General features: G+C 57.5%; 20 protein-coding genes. 10 read left to right on the forward strand and 10 right to left on the reverse strand.

The genetic code is table 11. From position 1 onward, the window contains the following. Positions 1-238 precede the first annotated feature (238 nt). The 3 genes from atpD to H8B15_RS11645 all read left to right on the forward strand — a co-directional run bounded on the left by atpD (position 239) and on the right by H8B15_RS11645 (position 3311). Entirely contained in the window at positions 239-1744 is a 1506-nt protein-coding gene (atpD, locus tag H8B15_RS11635) for a F0F1 ATP synthase subunit beta (RefSeq protein WP_187319865.1), read from the forward strand. Between the two features lie 83 nt (positions 1745-1827). After that, complete coding sequence (gene atpC, locus H8B15_RS11640; RefSeq protein ID WP_185282650.1) at positions 1828-2073, forward strand: ATP synthase F1 subunit epsilon; 246 nt, start codon at positions 1828-1830, stop codon at positions 2071-2073. A gap of 107 nt (positions 2074-2180) precedes the next feature. Next, positions 2181-3311 carry a trans-sulfuration enzyme family protein gene (locus H8B15_RS11645; RefSeq protein ID WP_187319866.1) on the forward strand — a complete coding sequence of 377 codons (1131 nt, stop codon included), beginning with the start codon at positions 2181-2183 and terminating at the stop codon, positions 3309-3311. Between the two features lie 170 nt (positions 3312-3481). Here H8B15_RS11645 and H8B15_RS11650 read toward each other — a convergent pair whose 3' ends face one another. The 4 genes from H8B15_RS11650 to H8B15_RS11665 form a co-directional block, all read right to left on the reverse strand. After that, complete coding sequence (locus H8B15_RS11650) at positions 3482-4420, reverse strand: YitT family protein (protein ID WP_187319867.1); 939 nt, start codon at positions 4418-4420, stop codon at positions 3482-3484. A gap of 90 nt (positions 4421-4510) precedes the next feature. After that, positions 4511-5662 carry a DegT/DnrJ/EryC1/StrS family aminotransferase gene (locus H8B15_RS11655; RefSeq protein WP_187319868.1) on the reverse strand — a complete coding sequence of 384 codons (1152 nt, stop codon included), beginning with the start codon at positions 5660-5662 and terminating at the stop codon, positions 4511-4513. 69 nt (positions 5663-5731) lie between these two features. Continuing rightward, complete coding sequence (locus tag H8B15_RS11660; RefSeq protein WP_187319869.1) at positions 5732-6418, reverse strand: acetyltransferase; 687 nt, start codon at positions 6416-6418, stop codon at positions 5732-5734. Continuing rightward, positions 6411-7061, reverse strand: a complete 651-nt coding sequence (locus tag H8B15_RS11665; protein WP_187319870.1) for a sugar transferase — start codon at positions 7059-7061, stop codon at positions 6411-6413. The genes H8B15_RS11660 and H8B15_RS11665 overlap by 8 nt, the downstream gene beginning before the upstream one ends. A 125-nt stretch (positions 7062-7186) precedes the next feature. Here H8B15_RS11665 and ispE point away from each other — a divergent pair, with 125 nt between their 5' ends. Further along, positions 7187-7999: a 4-(cytidine 5'-diphospho)-2-C-methyl-D-erythritol kinase gene (gene ispE, locus H8B15_RS11670; RefSeq protein ID WP_187319871.1), complete on the forward strand. Its 813-nt coding sequence runs from the start codon at positions 7187-7189 to the stop codon at positions 7997-7999. A gap of 194 nt (positions 8000-8193) precedes the next feature. Here ispE and H8B15_RS11675 read toward each other — a convergent pair whose 3' ends face one another. The 3 genes from H8B15_RS11675 to tgt form a co-directional block, all read right to left on the reverse strand. After that, positions 8194-9099, reverse strand: a complete 906-nt coding sequence (locus tag H8B15_RS11675; RefSeq protein WP_187319872.1) for a DMT family transporter — start codon at positions 9097-9099, stop codon at positions 8194-8196. Positions 9100-9224: 125 nt separating this feature from the next. Beyond that, complete coding sequence (locus tag H8B15_RS11680; RefSeq protein ID WP_187319873.1) at positions 9225-10301, reverse strand: LptF/LptG family permease; 1077 nt, start codon at positions 10299-10301, stop codon at positions 9225-9227. A gap of 129 nt (positions 10302-10430) precedes the next feature. Then, positions 10431-11561 (reverse strand): tRNA guanosine(34) transglycosylase Tgt, encoded by a 1131-nt coding sequence (gene tgt, locus H8B15_RS11685; protein WP_187319874.1) that lies wholly within the window; start codon positions 11559-11561, stop codon positions 10431-10433. A gap of 185 nt (positions 11562-11746) precedes the next feature. On the opposite strand from tgt, the gene H8B15_RS11690 reads away from it, so the two are divergent. The 4 genes from H8B15_RS11690 (at position 11747) to H8B15_RS11705 (ending at position 14976) form a co-directional block, all read left to right on the forward strand. Next, positions 11747-12880, forward strand: a complete 1134-nt coding sequence (locus tag H8B15_RS11690) for a glycosyltransferase (RefSeq protein ID WP_187319875.1) — start codon at positions 11747-11749, stop codon at positions 12878-12880. Continuing rightward, on the forward strand, positions 12871-13494 hold the full coding sequence (locus H8B15_RS11695; protein WP_185282661.1) for an RNA polymerase sigma factor: 624 nt from the start codon (positions 12871-12873) through the stop codon (positions 13492-13494). The genes H8B15_RS11690 and H8B15_RS11695 overlap by 10 nt, the downstream gene beginning before the upstream one ends. Positions 13495-13734: 240 nt before the next feature. Then, positions 13735-14355: a 16S rRNA (guanine(527)-N(7))-methyltransferase RsmG gene (gene rsmG / locus H8B15_RS11700; RefSeq protein ID WP_187319876.1), complete on the forward strand. Its 621-nt coding sequence runs from the start codon at positions 13735-13737 to the stop codon at positions 14353-14355. Positions 14356-14460: 105 nt separating this feature from the next. After that, positions 14461-14976, forward strand: coding sequence for an energy transducer TonB (locus H8B15_RS11705; RefSeq protein WP_246455434.1), 516 nt, complete (start codon positions 14461-14463; stop codon positions 14974-14976). Positions 14977-15155: 179 nt separating this feature from the next. On the opposite strand, the gene H8B15_RS11710 is transcribed toward H8B15_RS11705, so the two are convergent. Further along, positions 15156-16139, reverse strand: a complete 984-nt coding sequence (locus H8B15_RS11710; RefSeq protein WP_187319878.1) for a YheT family hydrolase — start codon at positions 16137-16139, stop codon at positions 15156-15158. Positions 16140-16459: 320 nt separating this feature from the next. Here H8B15_RS11710 and rpsT point away from each other — a divergent pair, with 320 nt between their 5' ends. After that, positions 16460-16717 (forward strand): 30S ribosomal protein S20, encoded by a 258-nt coding sequence (gene rpsT, locus H8B15_RS11715; protein WP_187319879.1) that lies wholly within the window; start codon positions 16460-16462, stop codon positions 16715-16717. Between the two features lie 320 nt (positions 16718-17037). Here the strand turns inward: rpsT and pyk are convergent, their stop codons facing one another. Further along, positions 17038-18477, reverse strand: coding sequence for a pyruvate kinase (pyk, locus tag H8B15_RS11720; protein ID WP_187319880.1), 1440 nt, complete (start codon positions 18475-18477; stop codon positions 17038-17040). Positions 18478-18599: 122 nt separating this feature from the next. Further along, positions 18600-19028, reverse strand: a complete 429-nt coding sequence (locus H8B15_RS11725) for an IPExxxVDY family protein (protein WP_187319881.1) — start codon at positions 19026-19028, stop codon at positions 18600-18602. Between the two features lie 162 nt (positions 19029-19190). Between H8B15_RS11725 and H8B15_RS11730 the strand changes: the two genes are divergently transcribed. After that, positions 19191-19427 carry an acyl carrier protein gene (locus H8B15_RS11730; protein ID WP_073109216.1) on the forward strand — a complete coding sequence of 79 codons (237 nt, stop codon included), beginning with the start codon at positions 19191-19193 and terminating at the stop codon, positions 19425-19427. Positions 19428-19463: the final 36 nt, after the last annotated feature.

Consider the following 19463-nt stretch of genomic DNA (forward strand, 5'->3'; position numbering starts at 1 on the left):
CTACTGTTAGGATTCAAGGCAAACTTTCGGGCAAATATTTTTTTCAGCCAACTGGTTTCAAAAGCCCTTTTCATGCTGGTTGAAGCGGCTGAAACCTTGATTTTCAGAGTGTGACGTTTCCACTAAAAAGCTGAAAATTTCTCAGGGTCTCTTGGTAAGTAGACTTGGCAAAGCAACGATTTTGCCGTAGTTTTGCGGCCTGAAAACGTTGCACCACCCCTACATATAATAGAACCGCATGGCGAATATCGGTAAAATCACCCAGGTCATTGGTCCCGTCGTGGACGTGAGCTTCGCGGGTGAAGGCGCTAAACTGCCTAATATCTTGGATGCCCTCGAAGTAACGAAGGATAACGGCCAGGTTGTGGTACTGGAATGCCAGCAGCACTTGGGGGAAGACCGGGTACGCACCATTGCCATGGATTCGACCGAGGGGATGACCCGCGGCGCCGAAGTGCGTGACTTGGGCGCCCCCATCTCCATGCCCACCGGCGACGGCGTGAAAGGCCGCCTGTTCAACGTAATCGGCGAGGCCATTGACGGCATCCCGCAGCCCAAGAGCGCCGGCCCCATGTCCATTCACCGCCACGCCCCGGCGTTTGAGGACCTGGCTACGTCGTCGGAGGTGTTCTTCACCGGCATCAAAGTAATCGACCTGCTTGCTCCCTATGTAAAGGGTGGTAAGATTGGTTTGTTCGGTGGCGCCGGGGTAGGCAAAACCGTACTGATTCAGGAGCTGATCAACAACGTGGCCAAGGCCTACTCGGGTCTGTCGGTGTTTGCTGGTGTGGGCGAGCGTACCCGCGAAGGCAACGACTTGCTGCGTGAATTCATCGAGGCCAACATCATCCGCTACGGCGAGGAGTTCAAGCACTCGATGGAAGAAGGCGGCTGGGACCTGAGCAAGGTAGACATGGCCGAGATGGAAAAGTCGCAGGCTACCCTGGTGTTCGGCCAGATGAACGAGCCTCCCGGAGCCCGCGCCCGCGTGGCCCTGTCGGGTCTGACCATTGCCGAGAGCTTCCGCGACGGCGACGGCACCGGCGCTGGTCGTGACATTCTGTTCTTCATCGACAACATCTTCCGCTTCACGCAGGCAGGTTCGGAAGTATCGGCTCTGTTGGGTCGTATGCCTTCAGCCGTAGGTTATCAGCCTACCCTGGCTACTGAAATGGGCGCCATGCAGGAGCGCATTACCTCCACCAAGCGTGGTTCCATCACCTCGGTACAGGCTGTATACGTACCTGCCGATGACTTGACGGACCCGGCTCCGGCCAACACCTTCGCTCACTTGGACGCTACCACGGTACTGTCGCGTAAGATTGCTGAGCTGGGTATCTACCCTGCTGTAGACCCACTGGACTCTACCTCGCGCATTCTGGACGCTACCATCCTCGGCGACGAGCACTACAACACCGCCCAGCGCGTGAAAGAGCTGCTCCAGCGCTACAAAGAACTGCAAGACATCATTGCCATCCTGGGTATGGACGAGCTGTCGGAGGAGGACAAGCAGGTAGTAACGCGCGCCCGCCGCGTGCAGCGCTTCCTGTCGCAGCCCTTCTTTGTGGCCGAGCAGTTCACGGGCCTGAAAGGCGTACTGGTTGACATCAAGGACACCATCAAAGGCTTCAACGAAATCATCGACGGCAAGTATGACCACCTGCCCGAGGCTGCTTTCAACCTGGTAGGCAACATCGAAGATGCCGTAGCCAAAGGTGAGCGTCTGATTGCCGAAGCGAAATAATTTTTTAGTTGCCAGTTGTTAGTTGTCAGTTGTCAGGATTTGTTCTGAAACTAACAGCTGACAACTAAAAACTGACAACCACTATGCATTTAGAAATCATCACGCCGGACCGGAAGGTGTTTGAAGGCGAAGTAACCTCGGCGCAGTTTCCGGGTATCGACGGGCTGTTTGAAGTGCTGAACAACCACGCCCCGCTGATTTCGGCGTTGAAAACCGGCGCTGTAACGATTAACGGCACCAGCGGCCGCGAGTCATTCAACATCGACGGTGGCGTGGTAGAAGTATTGCGCAACAACGTGATTGTGCTGGCAGAGTCGATCAAGGCGTAACTTTCGCACTTCTGATTTTCTGAAAAAAGGTCTTTCTCCGCGGAGAAAGACCTTTTTTTGTGCCGTAAGCCGTAGCTTGTGCCGCGAACCATGCTTTGCTGTATTCGATGGAAATTCATCCCAAAATCACCCCGATTTACCAGACTTCCGTTTTCAAGTTTGAAGACCTGAACGAGCTGGAGCTGTATTTCGGAGAGCCGGGAAGCCGCTACCTCTACTCCCGCAATGGCAACCCCAACTCTGATGAGCTGGCCGAGGCCATCAATAAACTGGAAGCCGGCGCGGGAGCCGTGGCAACTGGTTCCGGCATGGGGGCCATCTTTGCGGCCATGCTGTGCTACTGCCAGGCCGGCGACCATGTGCTGTGCGCCCAGGACATCTACGGGGGCTCGTCGTCGCTGCTGAATCAGGAGCTGAGCCGCCTGGGTATCAGCGTTACGTACGTACCGTTTGCCGATCTGACGGGCGACTTACAGCCCTACCTGCAACCGCGTACCAAACTGCTGCTCTGCGAAACTATCAGCAACCCCTTGCTACGGGTGGTAGACGTGCAGGCAGCGGCGGCGGCGTGCCACGCGCATGGGTTGAAGCTGGTGGTGGATAATACGTTTGCTACCCCGGTGCTGACGCAGGTGCTGGCGCTCGGCGCCGATCTGGCCGTGCACAGTGTCACAAAGTACCTGGCCGGCCACTCCGATGTGACGGCTGGTGCCGTGGTAGCGCGTACCGCAGAAGATGCAGCGCGCCTCAAGCAAATCGGCGTGACGTTTGGGCTTACCCTGAGCCCGATGGAAAGCTGGCTGGCCGTGCGGGGGCTGAAAACACTGCGTCTGCGCGTAGAAGCGCACTCGCGTAACGCGGCGCAGATTGCCGATATGCTGACGCAGCAGCCCAGCGTGCGGGCCGTGTATTACCCCGGCTTGCCTACCCACCCGCAGCACCAGCTGGCCGCGACGCAGGGCCACGGGCTGTTCGGCGGTATGCTTTCCTTCCTGCTGGCTGATGAAGACGAAGTGGTGAACCGGGTGATGCAGCGGAGTCAGCGGTTCCCATTTGCGCCGTCGCTGGCAGGGGTCGATTCGTCGCTTTCTTACCCGGCCGGCACCTCGCACCGCGCCCTCACGCCGGAGCAGCGCACGGAGCTAGGCATCACAACCGGACTGGTGCGGCTATCCGTGGGTATTGAGCCGGTGGATGAGTTGCTAGCTGATCTGCAACAAGCGCTATCCAAGGGGTAGCATTTTATACTGAGCAGTGAGCCTTTTGTGCGTTATATACTGCCCGTTGAACTTTATGTACCTTTTTGAGGCAATATTCTACACAATACGATAATTAATCATGCTGTTTTACATACAAAAAGCCCCCGCAACGACGTGTTATGGGGGCTTTTAGGTTATTGCTACCGTACTTAGTGCAAAGGCCTTTTCTTCACCATGCCGCCTTCCGTGTCATCAATCCGATACTGAATAACGAAAGCTTTGGGGTCGATGCTGCGCACTTCGGCGCGGAGCTGTGGTATTTCCAAGCGCGTAACGACGGTGAAGACGATATCCATGTCCACATTCTGAGCGCCGCGCTTCCCAAAGCCCCGCTTGCCCTGATACATGGTAACACCCCGACCAAGCTTCTCGGTAATGGCCTGCCGGATTTGCTCGCTGAACTCAGCGGAAATAATCGTAACGCCCGTGTACTGCTCAATACCATTCAGTAGGAAGTCGAGGGAGTTGGAGGCCGCTACATAGGTCAGAATCGAATACAGGGCTACATCGACACTGAGCACAAAGGCGGCCACGCTGAAGATGAAGATGTTCAGAATCAGAATAACATCACTGACTTTGAGCAGGGGCGTATATTTGCTGATGAGCAGGGCGGCTATTTCGGTGCCGTCGAGCACAGCGCCGCCTCGCATGGCCAAGCCGATACCCGCGCCGATGAATACGCCGCCAAATACCGAGGTGAGCAGTACATCGTGGGTGACGTCGGGGAAGTGCACTACGGCCAGGCAAAGCGCCAATCCGGCAATGGCTGCCGCGCTCTTAATGGCAAATTGCAACCCTACCTGCCGGTAGCCCAAAATCAGGAAGGGTAGGTTGATGAGCGGCAGCAGCGCCGCCAGCGGCACGCCCGTCACGCTAGACAAGAGCATGGAAATGCCCGTTACGCCGCCATCAATGAGGTGGCTGGATAACAGGAAACCTTTGAGGCCCATACCGGCCGAGAGGATACCCAGCACCACCAAAGCGAAATTGCGCAGCCGGGCTTGCGGGGTGAGGGTAGGGGCGACGGGTGGGGCAATAGGCGGCACCGGTACTGGTGAGGCCTGGGGAATGGGAGCTTCGTCAGCCATGAAAAGCAGAAGATAAAATCGACAGAAGCTGCAAAATAGGCAATTTGCCCGGCGAAAGGCCTCTCTTTTATCCCTGCCGCAACTGTTGTGCTACGGCGCTGCGGGCAAAACGTCGCGTATGGCCCCGGCTACACGAGCCAAATCGTCATCGGTGAGCGCAGAGCCAGAGGGTAGGCACAAGCCGCGGGCAAACAGATCGGCACACACGGCGCCGCCGTACATGGGCGCCCCGGCAAATAGCGGTTGCAAATGCAGCGGTTTCCAGAGCGGGCGACTCTCGATGTTGCGCGTTTCGAGGTGCTGGCGCAGTTGCTCGGGCGTAACCGGAGCGGTAGCCGGGTCGAGTAGCACGGTGGTGAGCCAGCGGTTGCTGCGGCCGCCCTCGGGCTCGGTGGGCGCGAAGCTGAGGCCCGGCAGCTCGCGCAGCTTGTCCTGGTACCAGGCAAAGATTTCGCGACGCTTCTTCACGCGGTCCTCAATCAACTCCATCTGCCCGCGCCCAATGCCGGCTAGCAGATTGCTGAGGCGGTAGTTGTAGCCCACTTCGGAGTGCTGGTAGTGCGCGGCAGGGTCTTTGGCTTGGGTAGCGAGGTAGAGTGCCCGGCGGGCGTGGTCGGCGTTGTTGGTCACCAGTACGCCGCCCCCGCTGGTGGTCAGAATTTTATTGCCATTAAACGAGAAAAGACCCACATTGCCGAACGTGCCTAGCGGCCTACCCTGGTAGCGCGAACCAAGGGCTTCGGCGGCGTCTTCCAGCACCGGAATGGCATACTCGGCAGCTATAGCCAGCAACTCCGTGAGCTGGGCGGGCATACCGTAGAGGTGCACCAGAATGAGAGCCTTGGGCTTGCGGCCCAGGCGCAGCCGGTCTTCAATGGCCGAGCGCAGTAGGGTAGGGTCGAGGTTCCAAGTGGTAGGCTCACTGTCCACAAAGACCGGCGTAGCGCCCAGGTAGAGAATGGGGTTGGCCGTGGCCACAAAGGTGAACGACGGACACAGCACCTCGTCGCCCGGCCCTACCCCCAACAGCTGCAACCCCAGGTGAATAGCGGCCGTGCCCGAGGTGAGGGCCACCGCGTGCGCCACGCCGGTGTACTGGCAAACGTCCTGTTCGAAGCCCGTGAGGTTGGGGCCAACTGGGGCTACCCAGTTGTCTTCAACAGCCTTATGCAGATAATTCAGCTCGTGGCGGCCCAGGTGCGGGGGCGAAAGGTAAATTCGGTCGTAATCCTGGCTGCGCATGAAAGGCGGAAGGTGGTAGCAAGGTGGGGAAGGTACGCAGGAACAGCTGAAGCGCCGTGATGTTGGAAGCTATACGGCCTTGTGTTGTTTGATAACGGCGGCCGGCACGCCCACGGCCGTGCAGTAGGCCGGCAGGTCGCGGACGGCCACGGCGCCCGCTCCCAAGGTCGTATGCGCCCCTACTGTCACTTGGTTGAGCACCGTGGCATTGGTGCCCAAATAGGCCCCCACGCCCAGGTACGCTTCGCCGCCCACGTTGGCGTGCGGCATCAGGGAACAAAAATCTTCCAGCACGGCATCGTGGCCCACAGTACAGCCCAGATTGAGCAGTACGAAGTTTCCTACTTGAATATCCGTCGTCAGAATGCAGCCTTGCGTGATGAGGCAGCCCGCCCCGAAGCGCAGGCGTTGGTATGGCTGGCAGGCCACGCTGGGGTGAATGAGGGTAGGAAACGACAACAGTGGCGAGGTGAGTCGGCCCACAATAGCGGCCCGGCTGCGGCTGCTGCCCACCGCCACGGCCACGGCCAGCGGCTCGGTAGTAGCGTTGAGGTCGGTGGTGGTACCGAGGTAGGGTAAGTCGTGCAGGGTAGGGGTGGCGGGGGGCTGGTCGTCGTAGAAGCCGCGCAGGTTCCACATGGGTCGCACCTCGTTGAGCTGGCGTACCAATACCAGCACCTCTCGGCCCAATCCGCCCGCCCCAAAAATAACCAGAGGAGTCCCTTGTGATGGAGACGGCGTAGACAAATCACTCATGGGGTAGGGTAGAAGACGAGCCAGTGAAGGCGGTGGTAGTGGCTTGGCCGGCGGCGGTAATGCCCTGCGCCCCAAGTACCCGCTTGATTGTGCGCAGCAGAATCCGCAGGTCCAGCCATAGGCTGAGATGGTCTACGTACCACACATCATACCGGAATTTCTCTTCCCAACTGATGGCGTTGCGGCCATTCACCTGCGCCCAACCCGTGATGCCGGGCCGCACGTGGTGGCGGCGGGCCTGCTCGGGCGAATACAGCGTGAGGTATTGCGCCAGTAGGGGGCGCGGCCCAACCAGGCTCAGGTCGCCGCGCAGTACGTTCCAGAGCTGGGGCAGCTCGTCGAGGGAGGTGGCGCGCACCCAGCGGCCGAGGCGGGGTAGGCGGTCGGCATCGGGGAGGAGGTGGCCGTGGGCGTCGCGGGCTTCGGTCATAGTTTGCAGCTTGTAGAGCGTAAACAGCTGTCCATCGAAGCCGGGGCGCTGCTGCCGGAACAACACCCGCCCCCGGTTCTGCACGGCCAGCAGCGCGGCGGCACTCAGCAGCAGCGGGGCCGTGAGCACCACCAGCGGCGCGGCCAGCGCCATATCCAGCAGGCGTTTGCCGCGGCGGGTATACCAAGAAGCTGGGGTAGAAAGATGGGCCATGCGTGCCGCAAAAATACGGTTTCTGTGCCGGAGAAGCTGTAGCTTCGCCGCGGGCTGCGCCGGTGGTGTGGCCGATATGTTACTGATGGGCGCTCCGGCACCGGGCGCCTGCAAGGCGCCCCTACATGCTTGTTTTTCCCAACGCCAAGCTCAACCTTGGCCTCTACGTCACCGGCCAGCGGCCCGACGGCTTCCGCAACCTCGAATCGGTTTTCCTACCCCTGCCCTGGACCGACGCCCTGGAGGCCCTACCCGCCCCCGAAACCACGCTCACGCTCACCGGCCTGCCCATCCCCGGCGACCCGGCTACCAACCTGTGCCTGCGCGCCTACGAGCTGCTGAAAGCCGATTTCGACCTACCGCCCGCGCAGCTGCATCTGCACAAAGTGGTACCCATCGGGGCCGGGCTAGGTGGTGGCTCTGCCGACGCGGCGTTTGCCTTGCGGGTACTGAACGACCTGTTCAGCCTCCAACTTTCCACCGAAACGCTCGTTGGCTATGCCAGGCGCCTGGGTTCCGACTGCGCCTTCTTCATTGAAAATAAACCCGTTTTCGCCCATGAAAAAGGCGACGTATTCGCGCCCATCGTTCTCAACCTAACCGGTACGCCCTGCGTAGTAGTCTACCCCAATCTGCATATCAGCACGGCCGAAGCCTATGCCCGCGTGGTACCTGCCGCGCCGCGCCACGATCTGCGCGAGGCACTTGCGCAGCCTATGAGTACGTGGCGCCACACCGTCAGCAACGATTTTGAGGATGTCCTGACGCCGGTATATCCGGTGCTGGGTAGTATCAAGCAGCAGCTCTACGATGCGGGCGCTACCTATGCCAGTCTGTCGGGCTCAGGCTCGGCGGTGTATGGGTTGTTTGTGGGTAGGGAAGAGGCGCCGGCGCTGGCGTGGCCGGCGGAGTACACCGTGTGGCGCGGCCAGCTGTAGGGGCGCCTTGCAGGCGCCCGTCGTTGCTGATGTTGCGGCCGCCTACCCGTCATTGCGGCCACTAGCCCGTCATTTCGACCGGCGGGATAAATCTCGCTTGATACTAGTTTCTATCTGAAGTCAGCAAGCGAGATTTCTCCCGCTGGTCGAAATGACGTTCAACATCAGCAACAATGGGCGCCTGCAAGACGCCCCTACACTACCACTTCGGCTGCGGCCACCCTGCGCTGGCGGCGCTTGTTCCATTGGTCCAGCACCGGATGAATTAGGACGCTGAACAGGATGATGGCGGTGCCCAAGTAGAAGCCTGCCGACATCTTTTCGTGAAAGAAATACACGGCCAGCAAAATGCCATACACCGGCTCCAGGTTGATGGTGAGGTTGACGACGAAGGCCGAAATGCGCTTCATCAGCTCCACTGAGGCCGAGAAGGCGTACACCGTGCACACGCCCGCCAGCGCCAGCAGCAGCCACCAATCGTTGTCGTGCAACGCCAGTTGCAGGCCCGCGCCGTTGGTGAAATAGCGGCCATAAAAGGGTAGGAATAGCACGATGCTCAGGCAGGCCCCAGTCATTTCGTAGAAGGTGAGCTGGGTAGGCGTGTGCCGTTTCACGAACTTGGAATTGAGCACGCTGAACAGCGCCGACAAGCCCGCCGACACAATGGCTACGCTCAGTCCTAGCAGCTGGTTCAGCTCAGCCTGCGACACAATGTAGAGCCCCACCATCGTGAGCAGCCCCAGCCCTACCTCGTAAAAACGCACCGGCCGCCACAGAATCAGTGGCTCCAGCAACGACGTCCACAGGGCCAGGGTAGCTAGGCCCGCCAGGCACACACTCACCGACGACAGCCGCGCCGCCAGGAAAAACGTAATCCAGTGCGCCGCCACCAGCGCGCCTACCCCCAGCAGCCGCGCCGTATCGGCCCAGCCTACCCGCCACGACTGCCGCCGCATCAGCAGCAACCCCAGCAGCCCCGCGCTGGCCAGCAACGTGCGCCAGAACACCAGTTCCACCGGCGGCAGCGAAATCAGCTTGCCCAGAATGGCCGTGAAGCCCCAAAGCAGCACAATAAAATGGAGCCGCAGGTAATCTTTCATGTGGTGAAATAGTGAGATGGTGAAATGGTGAGTTTGACGTTCTATTGGTGCTATTGGCGCAGTTTGAGCAGATGGCGCAGTTAGGACGTCAAACTCACCATTTCACCATCTCACCATATCACCACTTAGCGCGGTACAAACCGGTAGAGTCCGGCGCCGATGCAGGAGAAAACAATACTGGGCATCCAAGCGGCTAGCAGGGGGTGCATGTCGCCCACGCTGGCCAGGTTGCGGCCCAGAATTACGAAAATGATAAATAAAAAGGCCAGCACGAAGCCCAAAGCAATCTGCCCACCCACCCCAGCCCGCGACTTGCGCGAGCTAAGAATCACGCCGATGGCCGTGAGGATGACGATGGCGAAGGGGTAGGAATACCGCTCGTATTTCTCGCTGAGGTACTGCTGCGTGTCGTCGGCGCCGCGCTCTAGCTTCTGCTGGATAAAGTCGTTCAGCTCGGGTAGCGTCATGGTTTCGGCCAGGCGGTACTTGCTGGCGAAGTCCTTGGGGTAGAGGTTGAGCGTGGTGTCGCGGGCGGGCACGGTGAGCAGGCGCTCCTGCTGCCCGTCAATCACGCGCACCAGCTGCGGCGAGAGGTGCCACACATGCTTGGTAGAGTCCCAGCTGATGGCATCGGCCGTAAGGCGGCGGCGCAGCTTGGTACCGTCGATGGTTTCGAGGGCAAAGTGGTAGCCGATGTTAGCGGTGTTGTCGTAGCTTTCCATATAGGCGTAGCTTCGCTCGCCCAGCTTCATGTGCACGTTGCGCCCATCGAAGTGGTAGGGGCGTTTCACGTAGAGCCGCTCGAAGTTGACGCGGGTTTTGTTGGCTATCGGAATCACCCAGCCAATCAGCCCAAACGTGGCCCCACCAATAATGGCCCCGCCTACCAGGTAGGGCAGCAGCAGCCGGTTGAAGCTCATGCCGCTGGCCAGCATGGCCACAATTTCGGTGCGCTCGGCTAGCCGCGCCGTCACAAATACCACGGCAATAAATACCGTGATGGGCGACAGCAGATTGGCGAAATACGGAAACAGGTTGATGTAGTAATCCAGGATAATCTTCTTGGCAGGCAGATTATGCTGAATAAACTTGTCGTTTTTCTCCGTGAAATCCACCACGCAAATCACGCTCACCAGCAAAAGCACCGTGAACACGAACGCCGTGAGAAATTTCTGAATGATGTATTTATCGAGGAGCCGCATTGTTGTTTTTGACTGTCATCCTGAGCGGAGCGAAGGACCTTCTCACGGCAGAACGAGTCGTTGTTATCATTAATCGTTCTGCCGTGAGAAGGTCCTTCGCTCCGCTCAGGATGACACAAGCATTTATGATTACAACCTAGTCATCACTTGCTTCACCATTTTGTCCTTCCACTCGCGGAAGGTGCCGGCCAGGATTCGCTCCCGCGCCTGGCCTACCAGCCACAGGTAGAAGCTGAGGTTGTGGATAGAGGCAATTTGCGGGCCGAGCATTTCCTGGCTCTGAAACAGGTGACGCACGTAGCTGCGCGAGTAAAACGTACTCACGTAGCCGCCTAGTTCACGGTCAATCGGCTCGAAGTCGGTAGCCCATTTCTTGTTGGTGATATTGATGATGCCCTGCGTGGTGAACAGCATGCCGTTGCGGGCGTTGCGGGTGGGCATCACGCAGTCAAACATATCTACGCCCAACGCTATATTCTCCAGGATATTGGCCGGCGTGCCTACCCCCATCAGGTAGCGAGGCTTATCCTGGGGTAGGATGTCGCAGACCAGCTCGGTCATTTCGTACATCAACTCGGCCGGCTCGCCCACGCTCAAGCCGCCAATGGCATTGCCTTCGCGCTGCTGCTCGGCCACAAACTCCGCCGACTTCACCCGCAAATCCTTGAACGTGCTACCCTGCACGATGGGAAACAGCGTTTGCTGGTAGCCGTAGTGGCCCTCGGTGCTGTCGAAACGCTCGATGCAGCGCTTCAGCCAGCGGTGCGTCATGTCGAGGGAGCGGGCGGCGTAGTCGTACTCGCAGGGCCAGGGCGTGCACTCGTCGAAGGCCATCATAATGTCGGCCCCAATGGTGCGCTGAATGTCCATCACACCCTCGGGCGAAAACAGGTGCTGCGAGCCGTCGATGTGGGAGCGAAACTTCACGCCCTCTTCCTTGATCTTGCGCGTGCCGCTCAGCGAGTACACCTGGTAGCCACCCGAGTCGGTGAGGATGGGCCGGTCCCAACCATTGAACTTGTGCAGGCCACCCGCCTGACGCAGCACATCAAGGCCAGGGCGTAAATACAGGTGGTAGGTATTGCCGAGGATAATCTGCGCCTTAATATCGTCTTTCAGGTCGCGCTGCTGCACAGCTTTCACGGTGCCGGCCGTGCCTACGGGCATGAAAATGGGCGTTTGAATGGCGCCGTGCGCGGTGTGCACTACACCGGCGCGGGCTTTGGACTGCGGGTCCTGGGCAACTAAATCGAAGGTCATTCTGGAGGAGCTTCTCGCAGAGGTTCGCGGAGGGAGGCGCAGAGGTTCGCAGAGAACGATAACCGTTAAACACTGCGAACCTCTGCGCCTCCCTCCGCGAACCTCTGCGAGAAATAGTATGAATCAGGGGGTAAGAATTCACAAAGGTAACTAATGCCTACTTTTGCCTGCTTATTCTGTTTGCTGTGTTGCCACTTCCGTTTTCCCCGCTGGTATGGCTGCTGCTGGCGTGCGTGCTGGTGCAGCTGTTATACTTTGCTTACTATTTCCTACCCTTCGCCAACCGGCCACCCGAGCCCGCGGCCGAGGAACCCGGCCCCGACGAAGAACCCGTTTCGGTACTCATTTGCGCCCGCAACGAGCTGGAAAACCTGCGCCAGCTAATGCCCCTGCTGCTCCAGCAGGACTACCCCACCGGCTTCGAAGTCGTCCTCGTCGACGACCGTTCCGACGACGATACCTACCTCTACGTGCAGCAACTCACGCAGTACTACCCCCACGTGCGGCTGGTGCAGGTGCACCGCACACCCGATGGCCTTGCACCAAAAAAATACGCCCTCACGCTGGGCATCAAAACCGCCCGTCACCCGCGCCTGCTGTTCACCGATGCCGACTGTATTCCGGCTACCAACCAGTGGCTCAGGCTGATGCAGCGCGGCTTTGCCCAACCCGCCGACATGGTACTAGGCTACTCAGCCTATGCGCCCGCACCGAACCTGCTCAATAAGCTCATCCGTTTTGAAACCTTAATTACCGGAGCGCAGTATCTGTCGTTTGCCTGGCGTGGTAAGCCCTACATGGGCGTGGGCCGCAACCTGGCCTACACGCAGCAAGCCTTCCGCTCCACCAAAGGGTTTGCATCTCACATCCGCAGCCTCAGTGGCGACGACGACTTGCTGGTGCAGGATGCCGTAGCCCAGGGTGCCCGGGTGGCCGTGGTGGCCGAGCCCAGTGCCCATACCCTCAGTGAGCCAGCGGCAACGTGGGGCGCCTGGTGGCGGCAAAAACGTCGGCATTTGTCGGCTGGTAAGCGCTACCGTTTCGCCGATAGATGGCGGGTAGGAAACTTTATTGGTACTAATCTGCTTTTTTATTTCACTGCGTTTGGACTGTTATTTTCCCGCCCCGATTGGATACCTTTGGCTGTCTTATGGTCGTTACGGACCGGTATCATGCTGCTGACCTATCACCGATTGGGACGCCGCCTTGACGACCGCCTACCCCCGGCGCTGCTGCCCGTGCTCGACGCCATCTATTCTTTCTACTATCTAGCCCTGGGAACCTCGCTGTTCCTTCACCGCACGCTCCGATGGAAGTAAACAATCAGGAAATACAGAAGCAATTCTCCGCCAAAGCCAAGCACGATTTCAAGCTGATTCGTGCCGCCGTAGAGCAGGGCGATGAGAAGGCCTACGCCGAACTGATGCAGATCTACAAGAAACCCGTGTATCACGTGGTATTGAAGATGGTGCGCAACGCCGACGACGCCGAAGACCTTACGATTGAGGCCTTTGCTAAAGCCTTCCGCAACCTGCACAAGTTCAACCCCGAGTATGCGTTCAGCACTTGGCTGTTCCGCATCGCTACCAACAACTGCATCGACTTTATTCGCAAGAATAAAATCAAAACGATGTCGATTGACTCGGCCATCAAGATTGACAACGGCGACGAAATCACCATCGATTTCCGCGACGGCAACCTCAACCCGGCCGAAAACGCCATCAAAAACCAGAAAATCGAAATCATGCAGCACGTGGTATCACGGCTGCCCGATAAGTACCAACGCCTCGTGACGCTACGCTATTTCGATGAGCTGAGCTATGAGGAAATTGCCCAGGAGCTGAAAGCCCCCCTCGGCACCGTGAAAGCCCAGCTGCACCGCGCCCGCGAGCTGCTCTATGACATGGTAAAGAACAAGAAGCACATTATCTGATGTGCTGATGATTAATTTGAAAAGCCCCGGCCTTGGTCGGGGCTTTTTGTTTGGGTTGAAACCATCTGTCATCCTGAGCATGTGGCGCATCAAGCCAGCGACGAAGGACCTTCCCTCTCACGTGAGAACAAACCGTTGAACAACTGATGAAACAACGACTCGTCCTAGCGTGAGAAGGTCCTTCGCAAGCTCAGGATGACAGTGCGGTTACTATGCAGCTGTACTATCTTTGCCCGCATCATGGACATCCTCTTCCGCTACTTTCCTACCCTCACCGACCACCAACGCGACCAGTTCCGCCAGCTCGAAACCGAGTTCCGCAGCTGGAACGAGCGCGTGAACCTCATCGCCCGCACCGACGTGGAAAACCTGGCCGAGCGCCATTTTCTGCACTCGCTGGGCATTGCCAAGGTGATAGAGTTTCCGGCGGGTTCGTCGGTGCTGGATGTGGGCACGGGCGGCGGCCTACCCGGCTTGCCGCTGGCTATCCTGTTTCCGGAGGTGAAATTTCACCTGGTAGATAGCATTGGCAAGAAAATCAGGGCAGTGGAAGGCATGGCTGAGGCCCTGCACCTCACCAACGTGACGGCCGAGCAAATTCGCGCCGAGCAGCTGCACACCAAATACGACTACGTAGTGAGCCGCGCTGTAGCCCGCCTCGCCACCTTTCATACTTGGATTGCCCACCGTTACAAGCCCCACGCCGCTGCTAACAGTGGCCTCTACTACCTCAAAGGTGGCGACCTAACCGAGGAAATTGCTGAGTCTGGCCTAAAAGCGCATATTACCGATCTAAGCGACTTCTTCGCGGAGGAGTTTTTTGAGACGAAGAAGGTGGTGTTTGTGCCGGCAAAGAGATGATGACCTCTTATTTAAAGGGACCGTTCAATAAATGTTATAGCTTCTTTAGTCTGTTAGTTCCGCTGCTATTTTGGTGTCGTTGAGCCTTATTGTCTGTGATCTGTGATGAAGATTCTTCTTTTCTCCCTGTTCTTGACTGGCTTGTTTGTGCTTCAGCCGTTCCTCATTCAGGCTCAGCAACAACGACAAGTGAAAAAAGCAACAGCTTCTACCCATTCCGCGAATACACCAGCCGTTTCGCCAAATGATTTAGGCGAGGCGAGCTGCATTTGTGGCTTTCCTTGTGCGGCACTGTCTCCTGCTTTAGACACCTATAGCTGTGTTGAACGGATGCCAATGCCACCACAAGGTTACATAGCGTTTTCGCGGGCTGTCGCAAGCCAAGTGCAACCTCCCATCAATCAGCCTCAGCTAACAGGAAGGGTATGGGCCACCTTTGTGGTGACCAAGACGGGAGAGCTAACCGACTTCAAGATCTCGAAAGGTCTCTCCCCAGCCTATGACGCTGAAGCATTACGCGTACTACAACAGCAGCAACCTTGGACGCCAGGCTATCAAAGTGGTCAAGCTGTGCGAGTGCAAATTTTAACCTATGTACCGTATGCCTCGGCACAACATTAGCCTCACAGAAGTGCAGAGAGAACAGCCTTTGGAAAGAGGCATGAACTCATAACCCCAGAGTCAGCATAGTAAGAATAGTACTATGTATTTATGCGTATAACAACAGGCTATAAGTTGTTATTTTTCCAAAGCCTGTCCGAGAAGTAAAAATTATATTGAGGTATAATTTCCCCCTCTAATCACCCCGGTACCCTTGCCGTCAAAAACTCAATGGCCCGGCGTTCTGAGTAATACTTGCCATCGGGCGTGCCCTCCGCAAAACCCACGTGCCCGCCAGCGGGCGGCGTTTCCAGGAACACGTACTGGCTACGCGCTGCCACGTCGCGGGGGTAGCAGGTAGGGGCCAGGAAGGGGTCGTTTTGGGCATTTACCAGCAGGGTAGGAATGCGGATGCGGCTGAGGTAGCGGCCAGAGCTGGCCGTCTCGTAGTACTCGTCGGCTGATTGGAAGCCGTGCATGGGCGCCGTGAAGCGGGCGTCGAACTCCGGAAAATCGCGCAGCAGATCAATGCCCTCCAAGTCTACCTGGCCGGGTAGCAGCTCCGCTTTCTGCCGCATCTTGGTTCGCAACGATTTCATAAAGCGCGCCATGTACACGCGGTTTGCGGGGCGGGCAATCTGGTAGGAACTGGCTTTTAAATCGGTAGGAACTGAAAAGACGGCGGCCCGCGCCACTTGGGGCGGCACCCGCTCGGGATTTTCGCCCAGATACTTCAGCGTCACGTTGCCGCCGGCCGAAAAACCCGTTAGGAACACGCGCTGGTAGCGGCCGGTAGCCAGCGCGTACCGCAGCACGAAATCCAGGTCGTCGGTGTCGCCGAGGTGGTAGGAGCGGAGCAGGCGGTTCATTTCGCCGCTACAGCTGCGGTAATTCCAGGCTAGCGCATCAAAGCCGGCGTTGTTGAGCGCCCGCACCATGCCGCGCACGTAGGGCCGCGAGGCGTCGCCTTCCAGCCCGTGCGACACAACACCCAGCGTGTCGCGCGCTTCGCCAGCCGGCCGCGACCAGTCGAGGTCCAGAAAGTCGCCGTCTTCGGTTTCTACCCGCTCGCGCTGGTAGCGCACCTCCGGCACTGAACGCCACAAGCTGGGCACGATGGTTTGCAAGTGGCCGTTGAACAGGTAGAACGGCGGCTGGTAGCGGGATTCAGCAATAACGGGCATGGCAGATGGCGGCTATGGAAAGCGAAGTAAGCAGGCAGAAAAGCCAGTACGATGTTTAAAGATAACAAAACAAGTCGTCATGCATACTATTGCTGACTACTGTATAGAAGGGTAGGGCGTCATTTCGACCGCAGGGAGAAATCTTGCGTGCTGACGAATGATACTATCTATTGTCAGCGCGCGAGATTTCTCCCTGCGGTCGAAATGACGGTCCATGATGCACGTAATTCCTCCTGTACTGTTTGCTAATTCCATTGAAAGCCGTACCTTTGCCACCCCAACTGAACTGAAACAGAGCAGAACGTACCTATTTCAACCCCATGGCAAACCACAAATCGGCCCTCAAGCGCATCCGTTCCAACGAAGCTAAGCGCGTATTGAACCGTTACCAGGCCAAATCGACCCGCACCGCTATCAAAAAGCTACGTGCTACTACAAACCAATCCGAAGCACAGGAGCAGCTGAAGAAGGTTTCGTCGATGCTGGACCGGCTGGCTAAGAAGAACATTATTCACAAGAACAAAGCCGCTAACAATAAGTCGAGCCTGGCTAAGTTCGTAAGCTCGCTGGCCGCTTAAGGCGACTTTTTCCAGCGTTCCTGCTCTTTTTAATAGAAAAGGCCCCGTGCGTAAGCGTGGGGCCTTTTTGTCTGAACCACGGATTCGCTCGAATTTATCGGATTACACGAATTTCGAATCACGGATTCGCTCGGATTAAAGCGGATTTCACGGATTTTGTGGACGATCTATCCTTATCCTTATTACCTCTCAACTCTACATAGTTGCCTTAATTGTCAGCAGAACAAAAGCGGCTGCCCAAATTGGGCAGCCGCTTTTGTTTGTAATCGTCCACAAAATCCGTGAAATCCGCTTTAATCCGAGCGAATCCGTGATTATGACTACGCTACGCTCACTTTTACCATGTTGGTCTTGCCTTTCTCCGTAATCGGCATAGAGGCGGTGTTGATGAACACGTCGCCTTTTTGCAGGTGGCCGGTGGTGGTGAGAATGTTCTTGAGGTCATCGATGGTGCTGTCGGTGCTGTTCATGCGGTCGTAGTAGAACGCGCGCACGCCCCACACGAGGCTCAGAACCGTAAGCAGGTCGCGATTGTCGGTGAAGATGAAAATGTCCGCTTTGGGGCGATATTTTGATAGTTGGAAAGCCGTGTAGCCGCGATGCGTCATGCCGGTAATGGCCTTGGCGCCCGTGTTTTTGGCCAAGTGACCCGCCGCCGACAAGAGGCTATCTACCATAAAGCCAGGCGCAGAGGAGTCGATGGGCACCCAGTGGTTGAAGATGGTTTCCGACTTGCTTTCCACGCTCCGAATGATAGCTACCATCTGCCGGATAACCTCAATGGGGTAGGCACCTACGGCGGTTTCGGCGGAGAGCATCACGGCGTCGGTACCGTCGAGCACGGCGTTGGCCACGTCGTTGGTTTCAGCGCGGGTAGGGCGAGGGGCCGTAATCATGCTCTCCATCATCTGGGTAGCCACAATCACGGGTTTGCCGGCCTTATTGCACTTCTGGATAATCATCTTCTGCGCCAAGGGCACTTCGCCGCCGGCAATTTCCACGCCCAGGTCGCCGCGGGCTACCATCACGGCATCCGTGAGGGCAATGATTTCGTCGACGTTGCGCAGGCCCTCGGGCGTCTCGATTTTGGCTATGACGCGGGTTTGCTTGCCGGCTTCGGCAATCAGCGACTTAATAAAACGAATGTCTTCGGCGCGACGCGCAAACGACAGCGCCACCCAGTCCACGTCGTTTTCCAGGCCAAACTTCAGATCGGCAATGTCCTTCTCCGTCATGGAAGGGGCCGATACGTCGGAGTCGGGTAGGTTGATGCCTTTGCGGGGCTTCACGGTGCCGCCGTAGACAACTTCCACGTCTACCTCTTTCTCGCGGTCGGTGGCCAGCACGCGCAGCTCAATCTTGCCGTCGTCAATCAGAATCGCATCGCCGGGCTTCACGTCGCGGGCCAGGCCCAGGTAGATCGTACTCAGGCGCTCGGCCGTGCTGATTTCCTTTTCGCCACACACCAGTTTAATCTTGTCGCCAGCCTTGATTTCTACGCTGCCGCCTTCTACTTCTCCCAAACGGATTTTTGGTCCCTGCAAGTCCTGTAGCAGCCCCGTATTGGTGCGCAGGTCTTTGTTGAGGCGACGCACGGTATTGATAACATTCAGGTGCGTTTCGTGCTCGCCGTGCGAGAAATTCAGGCGAAATACGTTGACGCCCTCGCGAATCAGGGCCCCCAGGCGCTCGTACGTGTCAGAAGCCGGACCAACGGTGGCTACAATCTTGGTCTTATTGAAATAAGGGCGTGGTTCCATGCAAGAGAAGAAAAGAATGGTATGTCTGGTGGTACGAAAAAACAGGGTAGCGTGCGAAGCACAGTGCCACAAAGGTAGCGGAACCTAAGGCTTCTGCCTCAGGTCAACGGGGTAGGGGTCTGTTAGAAAAATAGGTTTTCCTTGAATTCCAATTGGTTAGGATCCAGTTGACACACATGTTGAACGTCGTCTAAAGCAGTGAGGCGCGCCAGCACCTGCTCCGGCGCCAGCGTGCCCGTGCCGTTGCTGATTTGCAGCAGGTAGTCGTACTGGCGCACGTCGGGGGCGAGGTAGGGCTTCTTGAGGGTGGAGGGCGCCACCGAGCGGTTGCGCAGCAGGCGCAGGGTGCACGTGTGCGTGGTGTGCAGATAGTTGCTGATTACCAATCGGCCGCGGCTGAGCAAATCATAGATGATATCCTGCTGTTTTATCAGGCGCAGGCGCAGGTCGGCGTTTAGCAACCAGGCTAGGCGGTGCTCGCGGGTAGAGGAAACCAGCCCGAATAACTCGAAGTCGCAGTCGTATTCAAAGTCGAGAGTCAGGGTTTTCATCGGCTGAGTATCAAGGGAAAACAGGCAAAACAAGGGAGGCGCTAAACGCGGCGGAACCAGCCCGGCCATAATGTTGTACCTGTAAGATTAGACCGGGTTTGTTTGACAATGTTAGCGAAGATGGTGTTATTTGTGCCTAGTTTTCCTCAAACCCCCACGGAAATGTCTGAAATCGCAGAAAAAGTAAAAGCCATTATCATCGATAAGCTAGGTGTAGAAGCTTCGGAAGTAACGCCAGAGGCTAGCTTCACCAACGATCTGGGCGCCGACTCGCTCGATACCGTTGAGTTGATCATGGAATTTGAAAAAGAGTTTAACGTGTCTATCCCCGACGACCAGGCGGAGAACATTGCTACCGTAGGGCAGGCTATCAGCTACCTCGAGGAGCACGCTAAGTAGTCTTCGACGCTCTTTTTTTACGGCTTACAGCTCATC

Source organism: Hymenobacter citatus (assembly GCF_014333615.1).
Taxonomy (GTDB): Bacteria; Bacteroidota; Bacteroidia; order Cytophagales; family Hymenobacteraceae; genus Hymenobacter; species Hymenobacter citatus.

What these genes read in the sequence shown, in the direction of transcription:
- H8B15_RS11665 (WP_187319870.1), bottom strand. Translation starts at nt 7,061, where the DNA reads ATGGCCCATCTTTCTACCCCAGCTTCTTGGTATACCCGCCGCGGCAAA.
- H8B15_RS11725 (WP_187319881.1), bottom strand. Translation starts at nt 19,028, where the DNA reads ATGAAAACCCTGACTCTCGACTTTGAATACGACTGCGACTTCGAGTTA.
- H8B15_RS11680 (WP_187319873.1), bottom strand. Translation starts at nt 10,301, where the DNA reads ATGCGGCTCCTCGATAAATACATCATTCAGAAATTTCTCACGGCGTTC.
- atpC (WP_185282650.1), top strand. Translation starts at nt 1,828, where the DNA reads ATGCATTTAGAAATCATCACGCCGGACCGGAAGGTGTTTGAAGGCGAA.
- pyk (WP_187319880.1), bottom strand. Translation starts at nt 18,477, where the DNA reads ATGGAACCACGCCCTTATTTCAATAAGACCAAGATTGTAGCCACCGTT.
- atpD (WP_187319865.1), top strand. Translation starts at nt 239, where the DNA reads ATGGCGAATATCGGTAAAATCACCCAGGTCATTGGTCCCGTCGTGGAC.
- H8B15_RS11695 (WP_185282661.1), top strand. Translation starts at nt 12,871, where the DNA reads ATGGAAGTAAACAATCAGGAAATACAGAAGCAATTCTCCGCCAAAGCC.
- H8B15_RS11710 (WP_187319878.1), bottom strand. Translation starts at nt 16,139, where the DNA reads ATGCCCGTTATTGCTGAATCCCGCTACCAGCCGCCGTTCTACCTGTTC.
- ispE (WP_187319871.1), top strand. Translation starts at nt 7,187, where the DNA reads ATGCTTGTTTTTCCCAACGCCAAGCTCAACCTTGGCCTCTACGTCACC.
- H8B15_RS11730 (WP_073109216.1), top strand. Translation starts at nt 19,191, where the DNA reads ATGTCTGAAATCGCAGAAAAAGTAAAAGCCATTATCATCGATAAGCTA.
- H8B15_RS11660 (WP_187319869.1), bottom strand. Translation starts at nt 6,418, where the DNA reads ATGAGTGATTTGTCTACGCCGTCTCCATCACAAGGGACTCCTCTGGTT.
- H8B15_RS11645 (WP_187319866.1), top strand. Translation starts at nt 2,181, where the DNA reads ATGGAAATTCATCCCAAAATCACCCCGATTTACCAGACTTCCGTTTTC.
- rpsT (WP_187319879.1), top strand. Translation starts at nt 16,460, where the DNA reads ATGGCAAACCACAAATCGGCCCTCAAGCGCATCCGTTCCAACGAAGCT.
- H8B15_RS11655 (WP_187319868.1), bottom strand. Translation starts at nt 5,662, where the DNA reads ATGCGCAGCCAGGATTACGACCGAATTTACCTTTCGCCCCCGCACCTG.
- tgt (WP_187319874.1), bottom strand. Translation starts at nt 11,561, where the DNA reads ATGACCTTCGATTTAGTTGCCCAGGACCCGCAGTCCAAAGCCCGCGCC.
- H8B15_RS11675 (WP_187319872.1), bottom strand. Translation starts at nt 9,099, where the DNA reads ATGAAAGATTACCTGCGGCTCCATTTTATTGTGCTGCTTTGGGGCTTC.
- rsmG (WP_187319876.1), top strand. Translation starts at nt 13,735, where the DNA reads ATGGACATCCTCTTCCGCTACTTTCCTACCCTCACCGACCACCAACGC.
- H8B15_RS11650 (WP_187319867.1), bottom strand. Translation starts at nt 4,420, where the DNA reads ATGGCTGACGAAGCTCCCATTCCCCAGGCCTCACCAGTACCGGTGCCG.
- H8B15_RS11705 (WP_246455434.1), top strand. Translation starts at nt 14,461, where the DNA reads ATGAAGATTCTTCTTTTCTCCCTGTTCTTGACTGGCTTGTTTGTGCTT.